Here is an 18,686-nt window from a genome sequence, read left to right as displayed (position 1 = left end):
ATGACAGTATATGTAGAAGTATGTGCGGGTTCTTTAGAAGATTGCGCAGTTGCTCAACAATGTGGTGCCGACCGCATTGAACTGAACAACGCAATTCACTTGGGAGGACTTACACCGAGTATCGCAACCTTAATTGAAGCAAAAAAAATTACAACGTTACCAATTATCACAATGGTTAGGGCGCGCCCAGGTGGCTTTCACTACAATGCGTATGAAATCCAAACAATGATTACCGATGCGAAGTATTTATTAGAACATGGTAGTGATGGATTGGTTTTTGGATTTTTGGATGCATTCAGCAATGTGGATAAAGAACTGACCCGCCGCTTTGTTGAACTTGCACACACAAAAGGGGTGGAGGCGATTTTCCACCGTGCATTTGATCGGGCAAGCGATCCCATTGAAGCGATTGAAGATTTGATTGCTTGTGGTGTCGACAGAGTGCTCACGAGTGGTCAAGCGAGCAGTGCGGATCAAGGAATAGCATTACTTGCTAAATTACAGACTGAGTACGGATCACAGATTGAATTTTGTGTTGGAGCAGGCGTTAACGTGGATAATGCAAATGAAATCGTAGCAAAAACGGGCATTAGCCAAGTTCATTCATCATTTAAAGGCTGGTTTATCGATCCAACGACTGCAAGCGATGCCGTATCCTATTCTTATTCTGAGAGTGGTGACTATGAAGGTGTCGATACAAAAAAATTAAAAACGTTTCTTGAAACGGTTAAATAAAAAAGGAAGGCTAATCGTAGAATGATTAGCCTTCCTTTGCGTTGTCTAAAACGTGAATATGACATCCTTGCCGCCTACTGCATGCGCGCTAGTTGTTATGACAGATTCATTTTCTTTTAAATTGAAGAAGACAACGATGACGTCGGTCGAGGGTACTTGAGGTGTAATCGATTTTAAGTCCATTTCAGCAATTGGGGATCCAGCAGTAATTGTTTGACCTTCCTGAACGTGGACTTTAAATCCTTCACCGCCAAGATTGACGGTGTCAATTCCCATATGAATCATGATTTCATGACCGCTTGTGCTTGTCATGGTAATGGCATGTTTTGTAGGGAAAATAGAAGCAATTGTTCCATTCATGGGTGCATATACTGTACCGCTGGAAGGTCTTACTGCAAAACCATCCCCCATGGCTTTTGAACTGAATACCTGATCGTTAACTGCGCTCATGGCAATGACCTCACCATCGCAAACAGCAACGACATCAGTATCTGTGAATTTTTGTTTTTTCTTAAAGAACATTAAATACCTCCATTAAAATCTTGATATACCATACAACCCTCATTGCAATGCAGCTAGTTTTGGACGACGTCCTTTGGCTTCATGATAACTGAAGTAATAATAAACCCAGCTACATATGCGATAACCAATCCAATAAAGAAGTGAAGCATCATTGCCGATGTTTTCATTAATGGAATCGCAACAAGGCCAGAGGGACCCCATGCAACTGCCATAACTTTCATCAACATGACATAGGCACCACCAAATCCAGCACCTAGACCGGCTGTGATAAAGGGTTTTCCAAGTGGTAATGTTACCCCGTAAATGAGTGGCTCACCAACACCTAAGAATCCTGCTGGTAAAGCACCGGTAATAATCTTGGTAAGACTTGTATTTCCTGCTTTTTTAGCTTTAAAGTAGATTGCGATTGCAGCACCAACTTGACCAGCACCAGCCATTGCGAGAACAGGGAAGAGGGTAACGCCGCCAAGTGTTTCTAATTGAATCGCATAGATTGGAATTAATCCATGATGAAGTCCAAGTAGGACCATTGGTAGAAAGACTGCAGCAAGCACGAATCCTGAAATAACACTGACAATAGGATTTGGAGAGTTAATGAGTACGTTAAGTGCGACCACCAACCAGTCAGAAAGGAATCCGGCAATTGGCATGATTCCAAGAACGAAGATTGCTCCTGAAATGAGAAGTGTTAGGAATGGTGTCACGATTAAATCAAGAACATCAGGAACAACTTTACGAATTGCACGCTCGATCTTAGACATAATCCATACACCGATAATGACACCGATAATACCACCTTTACCTGTAGTGAGGATTGATTCAAGCGGTTGGTCAGCATTATAGAGACCAAGAGTAGTGGAAAGTGCAATAAGTGGTGTGGCAATTGACATTGCACCAATCATCCCACCAAGAGCTTCTGTTCCGCGGAACTCACGAGCAGCATTGATACCCGTATAAATTGCAAAGTATCCGAGGAATCCAGTACCAATTAGAGAGAAGAGTGTTTTAAGAATGTACCAGAATCCTGTTGTTGTTTCAGCATCAAGGAAGAATTGACCAATCAAACTGGCAAATCCATTGAATAATCCAGCTGCGATGATTGCAGGAATCATAGGAATGAAAATATTTGAGATTGTTTTAAGAGCTGCTTTGAATGGCGATTGTTTTTGGCCTGCCTTCATGGCATCTTTATTTTCTTCCCATGATGCTTCACCACCACGAGCAACACCAAGGTCGTCAACAAAGATATCATAGATCTTTTTAACACGTCCTGGTCCAATTACAATTTGAAGTGTATCACTTTGGACAACACCCAATACACCATCGGTATTCTTCAATGCTTCTTGATCAACCTTGGACTCGTCTTTAATTTTGAGACGTAAGCGAGTCATGCAATGTTGCGCGGAACTGATATTTTCTTTTCCACCGGTAACATCAAGAATTACTTTCGCTAAATCTAAGTTTTCCATTTTGTTTCTCCTTTTATAGTGCGCTGATATGATCAGCGTGGTCAGCAAGTAGCTGACGCCCCCTGTTGGCATCACAGTGATGTAGAATCATAACAATCGCAAGTTTTACACTACCACCGGCAAGTTCGAGTGTTTGTGTTGCGGTCGTGCGATCAGCATCCGTAGCTGCCATAACAATATTTTGTCCACGAACAACCAATTTGTCGTTTGTTTGCATGACATCTACCATAAGGTTTTGGTAGACTTTTCCAACGCCCACCATAGCTGCGGTAGTAATCATGTTTAGGACCAATTTCTGAGCAGTTCCCGCTTTGAGACGCGTAGAACCAGTTAGCACTTCTGGGCCAACAACAACTTCAATTGCGATATCCGCGTGTTGGCCGATGATGGAATTGCGATTGCATGCAATGGCTGCTGTTTTACAACCTACTGCATGTGCATAATCCAATCCACCTAAAACATATGGGGTACGGCCACTTGCAGCAAGTCCGACTACGATGTCACGATCGGTAAGTTCAAGAGACTTCAAATCGTTAACACCTGCATCAATACTATCTTCTGCTCCTTCGACTGCTTGGATGAATGCACCCTCGCCACCGGCTATAAGTCCGATAACAACATCAGAATCAACGCCGAAAGTTGGTGGACATTCAACGGCATCAAGGACACCGAGTCGCCCACTTGTACCTGCACCCATGTATATTAAGCGTCCGGAATTACGGAACGCATCCGATACGAGTGCTACCAGTGATGCAATTTTCGGCAACTCTGACTGTACTGCAGTTGCGACTTTTGCATCTTCATGGTTCATCACAGTGACAATCTCTAATGGGGTCATTGAATCCAAATTCAGTGTATCTGGATTGCGTTGTTCTGTGGTGAATTTTGATAAATCAATCATTGAAACGCTCCTCCCTCTCGAGCATCAAAACAGAAAAAGAGCCAAAGTGTATCATAAAAAACGATAACTTTGGCTCTTGCTCCGTTAAGATTGCACGCCTAAGTCTATAATTGCATTTCGTTATAAGTTTGTCAACAAATATGTTTCAGATTAAATGTGAAAAGGTTGAAATAATGTTACTGGAATGTGTAAAACCCGACTGTTGAGTACATGAATTAATCTGTTTGTGACAGTGAGCATGACGCATCAAAAAAAATACGTATGATAGATTTAGAGACTGGAAATGACTTGACATTAAAGTCGACTATAATGTTATTGTAACTCCAGAAAGGAAAAAGTATGGATAATTATACAATCGAATCCATGGCGAAAACCATGAATATTTCTAAGCAAACACTCCGCTATTACGACACACTCGGTTTGGTGTGCCCACAACGTCTTGAAAATGGTTATCGAAGATATTCTAAGGCTGATTATCTGGATTTGCAGCTTGTATTGATGTTGAAACGCGGGAATTTCTCTTTAGATGAGATAAAAATTGTACTTAAAAACCGCCGTGATTTAGGGAATCCACACGCTTCATTGGCGGCATCTAAGAAGTTCCTACACGAAAAACGAGAGAACTTGATCCAACAAATTCATGATCTCAACAACCTTGTTAAGATGCTCGACAGTACGTTGAAACAAGTAGATGCGTTGGACTCGTGTGAGGGAATCGATCAAATCATTGGCGAGGCTTATGAATCTGTACTTGAATAAGTAAGGAATGAAAAATACTTTAATAATATTTGCTTACCCTAATCACAGAAGTCTCAATTATGAGATATACAAAAGGGTAAAGGCGGGTCAAGAAAAACGTGGCAATACAGTTGTGACACTGGATTTGTATCAGGATAACTTTGATCCGATCCTCCGCTTTGATGCACAAAACCGGCGTCGCGACATGCAATACCGCGAAGACATGAAAAAATATCGAGATCAAGTAAGTTGGGCGGACCATATCATATTCATTTATCCAATTTGGTGGGGATCCATGCCTGCTATTATGAAAGGATATTTGGAAAAAGTTTTTACAACAGGGTTCAGCTACAACTTCAAAGGTCTCTTTCCGCAAGGCCACTTGAAAGGGAAAACAGCGTCCTTGATTACAACGGATGATACTCCACCAATTTTCCGAGTGGTTGCACTTCAAGACTATGGGAATGTTCTTAAGAATCAGGTCCTAAGAATCATGACCGGTATTCGTGTGAAAAAGCATATTCGCATGACCTATATAAAAGGTCGAAAACCAGAGAAAATCGAAAGATGGTTACAAAAGTGTTATGAGGTTGCCTAATTCTTGATAGATATTTTCTAATGGGTGAGCCATTGACAAGCCCATTCAATAGTGACATAATCTCACTAAGGCGTGTTATCGATGAATCAATTGAGCAAAAGCCAAGAAGTTCTTTTTAGAGAACATCTTGGCTTTTTTTATGAATGATTGACAGTCGTATGAATATGCTTCAACAGTGATAGAATGTATAATGTTAGTGAAAACGGCTACACAAACGAGGAGGACCCATGAACACTTCAAAGAATTTTACAATAAAACGAATCCTAAATAACAGTTCCTTAGTCGGGAGCGATTCAATTTCTGAGATTGTGATCATGGGTAAGGGTATCGGTTTTGGTTATAAGGCTGGCGATGTTCTTCCACAAGGGACACCTTACGATAAAGCCTACAAACTCTCAAATCAAACAAATGAATTTAATCGAATCATCAATGGTTTTGACGATGAAATTGTTGCCATGGTTATGGATACAATTCAACTGATTTCTGAATATGGTGTTAATAAATTCACCACACCTGATTTAATAACACTTGCAGATCACCTTGCCGCAACATATACACGTATCATTAAAGATGAAGCAATCAATTCGTTTTTCAGTCATGAAATACGTGCGTTATATCCTGATGCGTATGAAAAATCAAAGACACTTTGCAGTTCAATTTCAGAGAAGTATTCAATCATTATTCCTGATGCGGAGGTGTCATATATTGCCCTTCACATTCAGAATATTTCCGATAAACTAACACGAGAAAATTTGGATAAACTCAATGGGATCGTGTGGGAAATTGAGCAATTAATTACTAAAAAATATGAACTCGAATTGAATAAAGACACGGTCCATTATTCACGTTTTCTAACACATATTCGCTTTATTATTGAAAGCGCGTTGTCCAATAAAAAAGCATTGAACGAACAGGTGAATACATTGCTTATTTCATCTTACAAAAAGCAAGCGGAAATTGCTGAAGATATCATTGGAATTATTGAGAAAGAAATGAATATTCACATGGAAAAAGAAGAACTTGCCTATATTGTTATCCATCTGGTTAATATCATTGGTGAGATTGAATAAGTTTGCTCAAGGTGAAAAAACCTTGAGCTTTTTAATGATTTGAAAGTGTGAAAACAGAGGCAACAAACCAAGAGTGTGTGAACTTTATGAGAAAGTATAGAACTAATGGAAATATGTGCTAAGTTTTGTTATAGTAGTATAGGTGAATAAAAATGAATGATATTCTTAGAATTGGGTTATATTTAGTGAGTTTTATGGTATCGGCATATGCGCTTAGCGGCGTAGATTTTGGTAAGTTTATGCGCAAAGGCGGCGAATTGCGGATGCAATTATTACTCTTACTGTTGTCATTAGGACTTGGATATATCGTGGCGCAATTTTTATTAGGATTATCTACAAACTATTTCATGTAAAAAGACATAGAAATTGGAGGATACTTATGTTTTCAAAAGCAGTCGGAATTGACTTAGGAACCGCAAATATTTTAATTTATGTAAAAGGTGAAGGGGTCGTATTGGATGAACCATCAGTTGTTTCAATCGATGCCCAAACAAAAAAATGCCTCGCAGTAGGTACTACAGCTAAAGAAATGCTTGGACGTACACCAGGACGTGTTCTTGCAATTCGTCCATTAAAAGATGGGGTTATTGCAGATTTTGAAGTAACAGAAATGATGTTACAGTACTTCGTACGAAAATTAAACCTAAAAGGAATCTTCTCAAGACCAACAATCTTGATTTGCTGTCCTTCAAATATTACCTCAGTAGAACGTAAAGCGATCAGTGATGCTGCATACCGTGCAGGAGCAAAACGTGTCTATATCGAGGAAGAGCCAAAAGTAGCTGCAATTGGAGCGAACTTGGACATTTCGAAGCCTACAGGATCGATGGTTCTTGATATAGGTGGTGGTACTACAGACGTTGCGATTCTCTCATTGGGTGAAATTGTTACAAGTACTTCATTAAAAGTTGCGGGAGACCGTATGGATCACGACATTATCAAATATGTTAAAGATACTTACAAACTTTTAATTGGTGACCGTACTGCTGAAGAGATTAAAACTCACATTGGTATCGCTTCAAAAGAAGCTGCAGAAACAATGGAAACAAAGACATTTGCAGTAAGTGGACGTGACTTGGTTACAGGTCTTCCAAATACAATTACACTTAAAGCAGAAGAAACTGCTCAAGCAATGCATGAAAGCTTACAAGAAATTGTACGAGCATGCCGTACTGTGTTGGAACAAACACCTCCAGAATTATCAGCAGATATCGTAACTCGTGGTATTGTGTTAACCGGTGGTGGTGCCTTGCTCCATGGCCTTGATACTTTAATTTCACACAAGTTAAGTATTCCTGTTTACGTAGCAGAAAACGCATTAACATGTGTTGCTGAGGGAACGGGTATCATGTTGGAAAACTTAGAATTAGTCGGATAAAGCCATCTTCGGATGGTTTTTTATTTGACACTTCAAACTACATGGTGTAGTTTTATAACTACAAACAGTAGTTTTGGAGGTCTTATGAAAAATATTAGTGAAACTGAACTTGAAATCATGAACGTGATTTGGGAGCACAATAAAGCTGTGACGGTCAAAGATATTCAAGATCTGCTATCTGATAATGGATGGAAAACGACAACGGTTCAGACGTTTATGAACCGTCTAAGCGAAAAGGGTTATTTGCGTGTCGAAAAAATTAACCGAAGCAACTATTACACGGCAGCAATTAATCGTAGTGAATACTCGGTGTTTGAAACCAAGAAAATCATTACCAATGTTCACTCTGGATCAATCCGTAATTTTGTTGCATCACTTGTGGATGGAGATAGCCTTACAGCCAGCGAAATTTCGGAGTTGAAAGCGTGGTTGAATAAAAAATGACGCAGTTGACGAAAGGGATACTGCAATTATCGTTTAATGGAACGTTGATGTATCTTGTGGTGATGGTACTTACTCGTTGTTTAAAGCGTCATCTGAGTGAAAAAATGAAATACATACTCATGGGGGTGGTAGTTTTAGCATTTGTAATTCCAATACATATCCTAATGCCACCAATTCATGTCAATACTGAAGTTGTGCGGTCGACCTTTGAGCCGATAATGACACTGAGGGCAACTGTGGTGAATCATGGTGATAAGGTAGCAAGTGTCAATACGTTGGCGTTCATTTACAGCGTTGCTACGTTGTTATTCATTGTAATCTATATACTACGCTATTGGATGTTCAATAAACGGATGGATCAATTCTTAGTCGCAACGGGAGAATCAAATGTTTATAACTCTACATATGTTCGCGGTCCTCTAACTTACGGAATTCGAAATCAAAAAATTATTATCCCCAATGACATTGGCGATGCGGATAAACGGCTTGTTTTACGCCATGAGTTCATTCACGTTCAGCGTCACGATGCGCTGATAAAACAAATAGTTTTAATTCTTCATATAATACATTGGTTCAATCCTGTGTTCTTTTTGATAAAGTCGACTCTGTTCTATTATATGGAAACGTCCTGCGATGAACTTGTTACTAAAGACATGGATCAAACTGAACGCAAAAATTATGGATTGCTCATTATCGCCATGTTGGAACGACGTTCACATCAAAACTCGCGTCATGGTATTGCGTTCTCATCTGCACAGAAAAAAATCATGCATAGAATCGAGGCATTTATGGAAAGAAAACACTATAAAAGAAAACATGGAATCTTCGTCACAATTAGCGTTATCGCTGCACTTGGCACGATTGGATTTACATCACAAAATCTAATTTATGCGAATGGTCAATCCTTAACATCAAAACCGATTAAAAGCACACGTAATGAAAATGAATCACTAAATATTAAAGGTGAAGGTGCATTTTTATCACCTTTAATCGATGGTGAAATGCTGTGCGGCATTGGCTGCTTTGAGGGGCATGATGGTATGGACTTTGGATATACTGATGGCAGACTCAGTGCCGATGTTTATCCGATTACACCTGGGAAGGTGATTGAAGTTGCGGCGGATGCGCATTTTGGAAATTATGTAGTACTTGAACACGAGAATGGGAATCAATCACTTTACGGACAACTTGAGTCACAAATCGTTCAAGTCGGTGATTTCCTTAGTGTTCATGACCCATTGGGTGTGATGGGCCAAAGTGGCGATGCCTCATTTCCACATGTTCACATTGAGTATTATGGGAATGATGGTGGGGTTGAAAATATTGAAACTACGACTGTAAAACGATAGATTCATAAGAACATACCGAAATGAATGGTATGTTTTTTTTAGGAGTACTTTCTTTCAGGGCATATCTAGTAAGTGAAAGGAAGTGATGTTTATTAAGATTAAAGAACAATGGTTTCGGGACTACGATGTTGATAACCACGAACAACTCATTAAAGAGTACCTTAAAGACTATGAAGCATTCCTGCGAAAAATGACCAGCTGGCAACAGAAAAAGGAGTGCATTAGTGGCTACAACCGTATCCACCGCATGAATTATTGGTCCAGTGAGGCATTGAATATTGATGTTTCAGTGGGTGATGTCTGCTATATTGATTTTGGACATGCATACATTAACGAAAATGGATACCAACACTTTGGGTTGGTCCTTGCGTCTCATAATCATAAATTGCTCGTAATACCAATGACATCGAAGGCGTCATCAATACAACAAGCGCGTAATCTTAATGATGAGGGCAAACGCCATCTGTATTATATTGGCAAGATACGAGGGCTTAACAAACCATCGGTGCTCTTTCTAAATGATTGTAAGTTTATAAACTCAGCGCGCATTATATCGGTTAATGGCCATATTGCACCCAATTCAGCAATGTTTAGAGAAATAAGATATTACTTAAATTTGGGGTTATTTCAAGATGATGTGCTAAAATAACTATAGGTGAAACTATGGGACAAGAGAAATGGATTGTCGCGGTTTCCGGTGGCCCAGATTCGATGGTGCTGTTGGATACTTTGCGATTACGCGGTTACGAATTAGTCGTGGCGCATGTTAATTACAAAAGAAGAACCTCTAGTGATCGTGATCAGGAAATCGTGCAAAAATATGCCGGAAGCTACGGTATTGAATTTGAGAAACGTGATTATAGGGATGATGGGAAACACAAGAACTTTCAACAAAGTGCGCGTGTTTTTCGCTATGATTTCTTTAAAGAATTATGCACAAAATACGAGGCGAATGGCGTAGCTCTTGGACATCATGCAGATGATGATTTGGAAACGTATCTCTTTCAGAAGCAACGGGAGATGCGAAGCAACTCAGTCGGGATTGACGAATACAGCCGATATGGCGAAATGAAGGTATGGCGTCCACTTTTGAAGTATACAAAAAAAGACATACTGGAATACTGTCAAACAAACAACATCATTTTTGGTTTTGATGAATCAAATGCGGATACCACATATACTCGAAATCGCATAAGAGCGGAACTCAACGCTATCAGTGAAACTGAAAAGCAATCACTCATGGAATCGATGTCTCAAAGGAAACATGACTGGGAAGCACAAAAACAACAGTTCGAAAAACGGGTAGATACTTGGGGAGACACAATCCCGATACCACAGTTGCTATCGCAACCACATCCATCTTTAGTGTTGCGACGATGGCTTGAAAAAAACAATATTGATGTGACAAGAACCACGAAAAAATACTTGGATGAAATGGTTAAAGCAATTGAAAGCGGAACGGCAAAATTCACCTTCAATAATCAAAGTCTTTTTGCAAGTTATGGTGAAGTCACAGTGCAAAGTCATTCGGCATTGAACAATCGTCATTCTCAATTGGAATATGGAGACTTTGATGTGTATGCATTTGCATCAGAAGGATCGAAAATCCAAGGACTTACATTAAGCGATAATGATTTCCCAATCACAGTTCGATATGCAAAGCCTGGTGATTCCATCGCCTTGCGTTTTGGTAGAAAAAAGGTGAATCGCTTCTTTATTGACCGAAAAATACCGCATCATCAGCGTGAAAAATGGCTTGTAGTTGAAAATTGCGCGAAAGATATTGTTTTTGTTGTGGGAATAGGCTGTGATGAACATCATTACTCTAACAATCCCAATCTTTTTGTGATAGAATTAAACGTATCGCAGGAGGATCATTTTTAGTATGCATAAGGATGTAAAAGAAGTATTAATCAGTGAAGAACAAATAGAAAAGAAATGTGAAGAACTTGGAAAAGTCGTCACAGATCATTATAAGGACGCTGAAGGTCCAGTTGTGCTTGTTGCACTCTTAAAAGGATCGGTTCCATTCTTGGCTCGACTAATTAAGTACGTTGACTTGGACATTGAATATGATTTCATGGACGTTTCAAGTTATGAAGGTACAGAAACATCACGCGATATAAAAATATTGAAAGATTTAGATCGTTCAATTAAAGGTCTAAATATCCTTCTTGTAGAAGATATTGTAGACACAGGTCATACAATTAAAGCAATAATCCAGTTATTAAAAAATAAGGGCGCTAACGATGTTAAGGTTATCTCACTGTTAGATAAACCATCACGTCGTGAAGTTGATGTATTCGCAGATTTCATCGGTTTTGAAATTCCCAACGAATTCGTTATTGGATTTGGATTGGATTTCAATGAAAAATACAGACAATTACCTTATATCGGAATCTTGAAAGATGAAGTCTACCAGTAAAAGGAGTGATTAGGTTGAAAAACAACAACAATAAAAAGAACAGCGTATTTCTTGTATTAATTGGGGTCATGATGATGATTCTTCTTGTTCGCTTTGCAATTAATCCCGTATCGAAAACGCTGACTACAAAAGAATTTTACGCTGCAGTTGAAAAGTATGATATTAAAGAGTCAACCATTTCACAAAAAGCTTACGTAATTGATGTAAGTGGTGTGTACGAAGAAAATGGTCGTGTAATTCAATTTACAACACGATTCCCAAAATCAGAACAAATTACAAATGAATTGCATGAGCTTCTAAAGGGTGAAGGTGGAAAAGTAGAGTATATCGATGTTACGGAAACAAATCCATTTATCGATATGTTATTGTTTACAGTTCCTTACATCATTCTTGGTGGAGCCATGTTCTTCCTCTTCTCAAAAATGGGCGGCGGTGGCAATAACAAAGCCTTCGAGTTCAGTAAATCCCGTGCTAAAATCCAAAGTAACGTCCGCGTACGCTTTAAAGATGTAGCAGGTGCAGATGAAGAAAAAGAAGAAATGAAAGAGTTAATCGATTATTTAAAGAGTCCAAAAAAATACGAGGAAATGGGTGCACGTATACCAAAAGGTATGCTCTTAGTAGGTCCTCCTGGAACTGGTAAGACCTTGCTAGCGAAAGCAGCAGCGGGTGAAGCTGACGTACCGTTCTTTGCAATTTCAGGTTCTGATTTTGTTGAGATGTTCGTTGGTGTTGGTGCCAGCCGTGTTCGTGATATGTTTAAACAAGCAAAGGCGAGTGCTCCAAGTGTTATCTTTATTGATGAAATTGATGCTGTCGGTCGCCAACGTGGTGCTGGTTTGGGTGGTGGTCACGATGAACGTGAACAAACACTGAACCAAATGCTTGTTGAGATGGACGGAATTGAAGAAAACTCAGGTGTTGTAATTCTTGCAGCAACAAACCGTGCTGACGTACTTGACCCTGCGTTATTAAGACCGGGTCGTTTCGATAGAACAATTACTGTTGGATTACCCGATGTTAAAGGCCGAACAGCCATTCTTGGTGTTCATGCCCGCAACAAACAATTGGCACCTGATGTTGAATTAGAGAACATTGCCCGTCGTACACCTGGATTCTCAGGTGCTGACTTAGAAAACGTCTTGAACGAAGCTGCAATCTTAACGGTTCGTGAAAAACAACCAAAGATCACAATGGAAATTCTTGATGAGGCAATCGACCGTACAATGATGGGTCCTGCTAAAAAATCACGTAAATATTCAGAAAAAGAACGCCACATGGTTGCTGTTCACGAAACAGGACATGCAATTATTGGTATTAAACTTGCTGCTGCCGATAAGGTGCAAAAAGTTACGATTATTCCTCGTGGAGATGCAGGTGGATACAACCTGATGACTCCTGAAGAGGAAACATTTACACAAAGCGAAACAGACTTGAAAGCACAAATCACTGGGTTACTGGGTGGTCGTGTTGCCGAGGAAGTATTCTTTAACGAAATTTCTACTGGAGCAAGCAATGACATTCAACGTGCAACACGCATTGCGCGTTTGATGGTTACAACATTCGGTATGAGTAATTTAGGACCGATTCAATATGATGATGGTCATAGTGACAATGTATTCTTAGGTCGTGATTATTCATCTCGTACTGGATACTCCGCAGAAATTGCGTTTGAAATTGATAAAGAAATTCGTCGCATTGTTGATGAAGCGAAAGAGCAAGCACGCGTTATTATTGAAGATAACCGTGATCTCATGGAAAAAATTGTTGAGGCTCTTCTTGAAGAAGAGACAATCACTGCTGAACAAATTCGCAATATTGTTGAAGGACGTTCTGTAAATGATGCTGGTCACAGCCCAATTGATCCAGAAGTAGCAATAGCGTAATGAAGTGCCCCATCTTAAATGGGGCTTTTTAATCGAAAGGAAGACAAAATAATGTCAGATAAAATTGTAAGAGGAATTGCATTAGGAGGTCGTGTTCGTTTCTTTGTGACGAAGACAACAGAAACTGTAGAACGTGCACGTCAAATTCATGATACTTATCCGGCTGCATCTGCAGCATTAGGTCGTGTCATGAGTGTGGCCGTGATTATGGGGTCAACATTAAAAAGTGACGAAGAAAAATTGGTTATTGAAATCAAGAGTGATGGTGAATTGAACCACATACTTGTAAATGCTGATAACCGTGGCTTCATTCGCGGACTGGTATCAAACCCACATGTCCACCAAGTTAACGAAGCTACCGGAAAACTAGATGTTGGTGGCATCGTAGGGAGTGGATTTCTACGTGTGACACATAAAACAGGAGATACGGCAACGTTTAGCTCACAAACAGAATTGCAAACGGGTGAAATTGGTGATGATTTTGCATATTACTATGCTCAAAGTGAACAAGTGCCATCAGCGCTTTCAGTAGGGGTATTGGTGAATGAGGACTTAACGATCAAATCCGCGGGTGCAATATTAGTTCAAGTATTACCAGAAGCGACAGAAGAAGATATTGTAACAATTGAAAAAGTGTTTGCGGAATTACCACCAGTATCAGAGTTAATGGTCAACCAAGAGGCAATTGAAGTCGCTGCGAATCTTTTTGATGAAACAGTTATTTTGCAAACGGGTGATGTTCAATACTTCTGTGGATGTAATAAGACACAAATGCGAGATGTTTTACGTACGTTGAATACAGAAGACTTGCAGGCGCTCATTGAAGAAGACCATGGTGCAACTTTAAAATGTCATTATTGCAATACAGAATATAAGTTCAAAGAGGAAGAATTGGTTGAACTTATTGACGAGCGTAAAAAGAACTAGAAATGATAAATAGGGGATATTGGGGTGAATTTGTCTTAATTATTTGTTAAGATAGTAGAAGAATATGAAACTAGGAAGAAGAGTGAAACTATGTCACATGAATTAACAGAACAAGAAATCGTTCGTCGTGAGAAAATGGAGGAACTGCGTAGCAAGGGAATTAACCCATACGCTAGTGGTTTTAAACCTAAAGAACATTCGTCAGATATTGTGGATGCTTACGATACAAAATCAAAAGAAGAACTTGCGGAACTTGAAGTTCCTACTTCAATTGCAGGACGAGTGATGACAAAACGTGTGATGGGGAAGGCGGGTTTTGTTCATCTTCAAGACCGTAACGGCCAGATTCAAGTATACATCCGTAAGGACACTGTAGGGGACGATCAATTTGAATATTTTAAAGATCTTGACCTTGGTGATATTATCGGTGTTGAGGGCACAATTTTCCGTACAAACCACGGTGAGTTGTCCGTAAAAGCAACCAATGTTGTGCACTTAACAAAAGCATTAAGACCACTACCAGATAAGTTTCACGGACTTCAAGATGTTGAAGAAAGATACCGTCGTCGCTACTTGGATTTGATCATGAATGAAGAGTCGAGACGTGCTGCGTTTATGCGTCCAAAAATTATGCGCGCAACACGCGATTTCTTTGATGGAAAAGGATTAGTGGAGGTGGAAACGCCAGTGTTAACACCCATCTTATCTGGTGCTGCCGCACGTCCATTCGTAACCCATCACAATACCTTGGACATGGACTTTTACCTTCGTATTGCAACAGAATTACCGCTAAAAAGACTTATTGTAGGTGGTATGGAAGGTGTCTATGAAATTGGTCGTTTATTCCGAAATGAAGGAATGAGTCCAAAACATAATCCGGAATTCACAACGATTGAAGCGTATATTGCATATGCTGACATGGTTGATTGGATGGAGTTAACTGAAGAATATGTTGGTTATTTAGCAGATAATGTATTGGGAACACGCGAAATAAGTTACCAAGGCACACCAATTAGTTTGCAAGGACCGTTCAAACGCATACACATGGTGGAACTCATCAAGGAAGTTAAAGGTGTTGATTTCTTTGCAGTGCAAACAGATGAAGAAGCTGTTGCAATTGCGAAAGAACATGGACTTACAATGCAAAAACATCAGCTATCATTTGGTCACGTTGTCAATGAGTTCTTTGAACAATTCTGTGAAGAGACCATTGTTCAACCAACTTTTGTATACGGTCATCCAGTGGAAATTTCGCCACTTGCAAAGAAAAATGAAGCGGATCCACGTTTTACGGATCGTTTTGAATTCTTTGTTGATGGTCGTGAGTATGCGAACGCGTTTAGTGAGTTGAATGATCCAATTGATCAACGCGAGCGCTTTGAAAACCAATTGAAAGAAAAAGATTTGGGTAATGATGAAGCAACAGACATGGATGTTGACTATGTAGAAGCACTGGAATATGGCATGCCTCCAACGGGTGGAATCGGGATTGGTTTGGATCGTCTTATTATGCTGCTAACAGATAGCGCAAGCATTCGTGATGTATTACTATTCCCGCATATGAGACAACGATAAAATGCAAAACATGAGACTAGAAATAGTCTCTTTGTTATTTGGCTTAGGAAGAAGAACTGGCTGCACTCTTCGATGACATGTAAGAATTAATTGGAGTACTTTTAGATGCATTTATGCAGTGTTGAAGGTGAAAATTATGATTTTTGTTGATTGTGCTTTAATGTGGACTATCAGTGTGTTAGAATAACTCAAAAGAAGAGGTGTGGTATGGATTATTCAGTGCTTTTAATAGCGGCAGGAAAACGAGCAGGAGAAGGTCAAAGTTATGAGAAGGCTTTGGCGTCTTTTGATGATTCGAAAAGTGTCTTGGGGCAGACGATTTCAATCTTCTTGAACGATGAAAAATGCAAACAAATTGTGATTGTCACAAGTCCAGCTGATATGCGTAAAGTCGTCCAAACAAACGGCAGTGGAAAAATTGTTTACGTTAAGGGTGGAGTCACACGTCAAGAGAGTGTATTGATTGGTTTAACAGCGATATCAGAAGATGTTGTTTTAATCCATGACGGTGTTCGTCCATGGGTCAAACAATCACTCATTAATAAACTAATGGCGCGCATGGACGTTGAAAAGGCATGCGTATTGGCAATTCGTCCACGTGGCACAATGCACCGTGTTGTGGATGGTTACATTGTTGAATCTGTTGATACAACAGAATACATGGTTACACAAACACCACAAGCATTCCAAACATCATTTATTATTGATTGTTACCGCAAAGCACTACGAGATGGCGTTCATTATAATGATGATGCAGCGGTCGTTGCTGCAGTGTCTGATCAACCCATTGCGGTTGAAAAAGGCGATATTCGCAATGCACGCTTCATCTTAAAGCAAGAAAAATAATAAATAGGAAAGAAACCCAATAAAACGTATCTAGAAGTGATGAGATATGTTTACAGCGAGGGTTTCTTTTGTTATAATGGAGAAACGGATAAAACAATTATCCTTGCTCGCAAGAGCCATAGACCAGAAGGAGGTGTACAAATGCGTAATTATGAACTAATGTACATCGTAAAACCTACACTTGATGAAGAAGCTCGCAAGGCTGTAATCGAAAAGTCACACGCTATCTTAACAGATAACGGCGGAACAATCGAAAACATCAACGAATGGGGTTTACGTGAACTAGCATACGAAATCGAAGACTTTAAAAAAGGTCACTATGTGGTTACAACATTCGCATCAGAAGAAACAGCAGTTAACGAATTCAATCGTTTAACACGTATCAACAAAGATGTGTTACGTCACATGATTGTTCGTTTAGACGAAAAAATCTAAAGGAGTGATTTAAATGATTAACCGCGTTGTATTAGTGGGTCGCTTAACTCGAGATCCAGAACTTAGAAAAACTCAAAATGGAAAATCAGTCGTTTCCTTCACTGTCGCAGCAAATCGCCGTGGCGGTCAAAACGATCAAGCAGATTTTATCTCTTGTGTCGCTTGGAATCAAACTGCTGAATTCATGGCAAAGTACCTTACAAAGGGTGCTTTAGTGAGTGTCGAAGGTAAAATAACATCGGGTTCGTATGAAGACGCTACAGGTAAAAAAGTGTACACTCAAGACGTATGGGCAGATTCTGTTCAATCACTTGAATCACGCACACAACGTCAAGATCGTGAACAAACGACTCAACCGTATCAATCACAAGGAAACCAAGGTTATGCTCCTGCATACCAAGCGGATCCTGAACCATCATTCTCGATGGATGACGAACCGGTTCTTGACATTACTAGTGACGATCTTCCATTCTAATTTGAAAGGAGATAGATTATGTCATTCAAAAAATTCCGTGGACCACGTCGTAAGGTTTGCTACTTTACAAAAAATAACATCGATACAATCGATTACAAAGATGTGGAACTCTTAAAAAGATTCATTTCAGCAAATGGTAAAATTATTCCTAGACGTGTTACTGGTACAAAAGCGAAATACCAACGTCCTTTAGCAACAGCTATTAAACGTGCACGCCAAATGGCTTTATTACCATATGTATCAGACAACTAAGATCTAAAAATATAATCCTCTCCACGTGAGAGGATTTTTCAATAGGAGGTAATGATGAGAAACACAAAGCATATTACAGCTGGAGCAATGACGATTGCATTAACAGGTATTATTATTTTTATGGAGCGTATTACTGCTGGTTTTTTTATGTCGTTTTTGAGTTTGCCGCTTATTGTGTATGGATATTTTTATTCACTAAAATCAAGTATTCCTGTTTACTTTAGCTGTATATTCATGGCGTTTATTATAACGGGATTTCCACCTACGATTATACAGATGACAGGCTATGGACTTGTGGGGTTGGTTTCGATATTTGCGACTGAGAAGCGTATGACGCGTCAGCGGACATTTGTGCTCATGTCTCTAGCAATTATTCCGGTATACGCTGTAATGGTAGGCTTTTTTGGGGCGGCATTTGGTTTCGCAATTCCCGAAATGATCCAAAGTTTAAATAACCTCTTTCCATTTATAAACAATCCCATGATTATTACTGTTTTTGCCTATGTATCATTGGGTGTGACAGCCTTAATGGAAGTGTTTATCATAAAAGTTAGTGGTGACTTGGTTATTGGGTTATTACACAAACATTTCAAGAAATGACATCGTGGTATAAACAGCCGTTTTATGATAAAATTTAAGTTGAAATCCTAGGGGGTTTAAT

General features: G+C 39.5%; 22 protein-coding genes. 19 read left to right on the top strand and 3 right to left on the bottom strand.

Translation table 11 applies throughout. From position 1 onward, the window contains the following. On the top strand, nucleotides 1-735 hold the full coding sequence (locus G7062_RS01020) for a copper homeostasis protein CutC (protein WP_166064062.1): 735 nt from the start codon (nucleotides 1-3) through the stop codon (nucleotides 733-735). 45 nt (nucleotides 736-780) lie between these two features. On the opposite strand, the gene G7062_RS01015 is transcribed toward G7062_RS01020, so the two are convergent. From G7062_RS01015 to murQ, 3 genes are read right to left on the bottom strand one after another with little or no spacing between them, the layout of a single operon-like run. Then, complete coding sequence (locus G7062_RS01015; RefSeq protein WP_166064061.1) at nucleotides 781-1,257, bottom strand: PTS glucose transporter subunit IIA; 477 nt, start codon at nucleotides 1,255-1,257, stop codon at nucleotides 781-783. Nucleotides 1,258-1,310: 53 nt separating this feature from the next. Continuing rightward, entirely contained in the window at nucleotides 1,311-2,726 is a 1,416-nt protein-coding gene (locus tag G7062_RS01010; RefSeq protein WP_166064060.1) for a PTS transporter subunit EIIC, read from the bottom strand. 13 nt (nucleotides 2,727-2,739) lie between these two features. Continuing rightward, complete coding sequence (gene murQ, locus G7062_RS01005) at nucleotides 2,740-3,627, bottom strand: N-acetylmuramic acid 6-phosphate etherase (protein ID WP_166064059.1); 888 nt, start codon at nucleotides 3,625-3,627, stop codon at nucleotides 2,740-2,742. Nucleotides 3,628-3,966: 339 nt separating this feature from the next. Here murQ and G7062_RS01000 point away from each other — a divergent pair, with 339 nt between their 5' ends. The 18 genes from G7062_RS01000 (at nucleotide 3,967) to G7062_RS00915 (ending at nucleotide 18,625) form a co-directional block, all read left to right on the top strand. Continuing rightward, the gene (locus G7062_RS01000; protein WP_166064058.1) at nucleotides 3,967-4,386 is read left to right on the top strand and encodes a MerR family transcriptional regulator; all 420 of its coding nucleotides are present in this window, start codon (nucleotides 3,967-3,969) and stop codon (nucleotides 4,384-4,386) included. 7 nt (nucleotides 4,387-4,393) lie between these two features. Beyond that, nucleotides 4,394-4,963 carry an NAD(P)H-dependent oxidoreductase gene (locus G7062_RS00995; protein ID WP_166064057.1) on the top strand — a complete coding sequence of 190 codons (570 nt, stop codon included), beginning with the start codon at nucleotides 4,394-4,396 and terminating at the stop codon, nucleotides 4,961-4,963. A gap of 227 nt (nucleotides 4,964-5,190) precedes the next feature. Beyond that, nucleotides 5,191-6,033, top strand: coding sequence for a PRD domain-containing protein (locus tag G7062_RS00990; RefSeq protein ID WP_166064056.1), 843 nt, complete (start codon nucleotides 5,191-5,193; stop codon nucleotides 6,031-6,033). A 152-nt stretch (nucleotides 6,034-6,185) separates the two neighbouring features. Next, a complete protein-coding gene (locus G7062_RS00985) occupies nucleotides 6,186-6,386 on the top strand; it encodes a DUF1146 family protein (protein ID WP_166064054.1) in 201 nt (66 codons plus the stop codon). Nucleotides 6,387-6,412: 26 nt separating this feature from the next. Then, nucleotides 6,413-7,411, top strand: a complete 999-nt coding sequence (locus G7062_RS00980) for a rod shape-determining protein (protein ID WP_166064053.1) — start codon at nucleotides 6,413-6,415, stop codon at nucleotides 7,409-7,411. Between the two features lie 84 nt (nucleotides 7,412-7,495). After that, nucleotides 7,496-7,855, top strand: coding sequence for a BlaI/MecI/CopY family transcriptional regulator (locus tag G7062_RS00975; protein WP_166064052.1), 360 nt, complete (start codon nucleotides 7,496-7,498; stop codon nucleotides 7,853-7,855). Further along, nucleotides 7,852-9,204 (top strand): M56 family metallopeptidase, encoded by a 1,353-nt coding sequence (locus G7062_RS00970; protein WP_166064051.1) that lies wholly within the window; start codon nucleotides 7,852-7,854, stop codon nucleotides 9,202-9,204. Before G7062_RS00975 ends, G7062_RS00970 begins: the two co-directional genes overlap by 4 nt. An 85-nt stretch (nucleotides 9,205-9,289) precedes the next feature. Further along, the gene (locus G7062_RS00965) at nucleotides 9,290-9,853 is read left to right on the top strand and encodes a hypothetical protein (protein ID WP_166064050.1); all 564 of its coding nucleotides are present in this window, start codon (nucleotides 9,290-9,292) and stop codon (nucleotides 9,851-9,853) included. A gap of 14 nt (nucleotides 9,854-9,867) precedes the next feature. Beyond that, complete coding sequence (tilS, locus tag G7062_RS00960) at nucleotides 9,868-11,088, top strand: tRNA lysidine(34) synthetase TilS (protein WP_166064049.1); 1,221 nt, start codon at nucleotides 9,868-9,870, stop codon at nucleotides 11,086-11,088. A 1-nt stretch (nucleotide 11,089) separates the two neighbouring features. Then, nucleotides 11,090-11,629 (top strand): hypoxanthine phosphoribosyltransferase, encoded by a 540-nt coding sequence (gene hpt / locus G7062_RS00955; RefSeq protein ID WP_166064048.1) that lies wholly within the window; start codon nucleotides 11,090-11,092, stop codon nucleotides 11,627-11,629. A gap of 14 nt (nucleotides 11,630-11,643) precedes the next feature. Further along, nucleotides 11,644-13,515: an ATP-dependent zinc metalloprotease FtsH gene (gene ftsH / locus G7062_RS00950; RefSeq protein WP_256370764.1), complete on the top strand. Its 1,872-nt coding sequence runs from the start codon at nucleotides 11,644-11,646 to the stop codon at nucleotides 13,513-13,515. A gap of 51 nt (nucleotides 13,516-13,566) precedes the next feature. Further along, nucleotides 13,567-14,442, top strand: a complete 876-nt coding sequence (hslO, locus tag G7062_RS00945) for an Hsp33 family molecular chaperone HslO (protein ID WP_166064047.1) — start codon at nucleotides 13,567-13,569, stop codon at nucleotides 14,440-14,442. Nucleotides 14,443-14,532: 90 nt separating this feature from the next. After that, on the top strand, nucleotides 14,533-16,017 hold the full coding sequence (gene lysS, locus G7062_RS00940; RefSeq protein WP_166064046.1) for a lysine--tRNA ligase: 1,485 nt from the start codon (nucleotides 14,533-14,535) through the stop codon (nucleotides 16,015-16,017). Nucleotides 16,018-16,224: 207 nt separating this feature from the next. After that, nucleotides 16,225-16,863: a 2-C-methyl-D-erythritol 4-phosphate cytidylyltransferase gene (locus G7062_RS00935; RefSeq protein ID WP_166064045.1), complete on the top strand. Its 639-nt coding sequence runs from the start codon at nucleotides 16,225-16,227 to the stop codon at nucleotides 16,861-16,863. Between the two features lie 141 nt (nucleotides 16,864-17,004). Further along, on the top strand, nucleotides 17,005-17,298 hold the full coding sequence (gene rpsF / locus G7062_RS00930; RefSeq protein WP_166064044.1) for a 30S ribosomal protein S6: 294 nt from the start codon (nucleotides 17,005-17,007) through the stop codon (nucleotides 17,296-17,298). 13 nt (nucleotides 17,299-17,311) lie between these two features. Further along, on the top strand, nucleotides 17,312-17,773 hold the full coding sequence (locus G7062_RS00925; RefSeq protein ID WP_166064043.1) for a single-stranded DNA-binding protein: 462 nt from the start codon (nucleotides 17,312-17,314) through the stop codon (nucleotides 17,771-17,773). 18 nt (nucleotides 17,774-17,791) lie between these two features. After that, complete coding sequence (gene rpsR / locus G7062_RS00920; protein ID WP_166064042.1) at nucleotides 17,792-18,025, top strand: 30S ribosomal protein S18; 234 nt, start codon at nucleotides 17,792-17,794, stop codon at nucleotides 18,023-18,025. 54 nt (nucleotides 18,026-18,079) lie between these two features. After that, the gene (locus G7062_RS00915) at nucleotides 18,080-18,625 is read left to right on the top strand and encodes a DUF2232 domain-containing protein (protein ID WP_166064041.1); all 546 of its coding nucleotides are present in this window, start codon (nucleotides 18,080-18,082) and stop codon (nucleotides 18,623-18,625) included. The last annotated feature ends 61 nt before the right edge of the window (nucleotides 18,626-18,686 follow it).

The organism is Erysipelothrix sp. HDW6C (assembly GCF_011299615.1).
Classification (GTDB): Bacteria; Bacillota_I; Bacilli_A; order Erysipelotrichales; family Erysipelotrichaceae; genus Erysipelothrix.
This window is presented reverse-complemented; position numbering and strand designations above follow the sequence as displayed.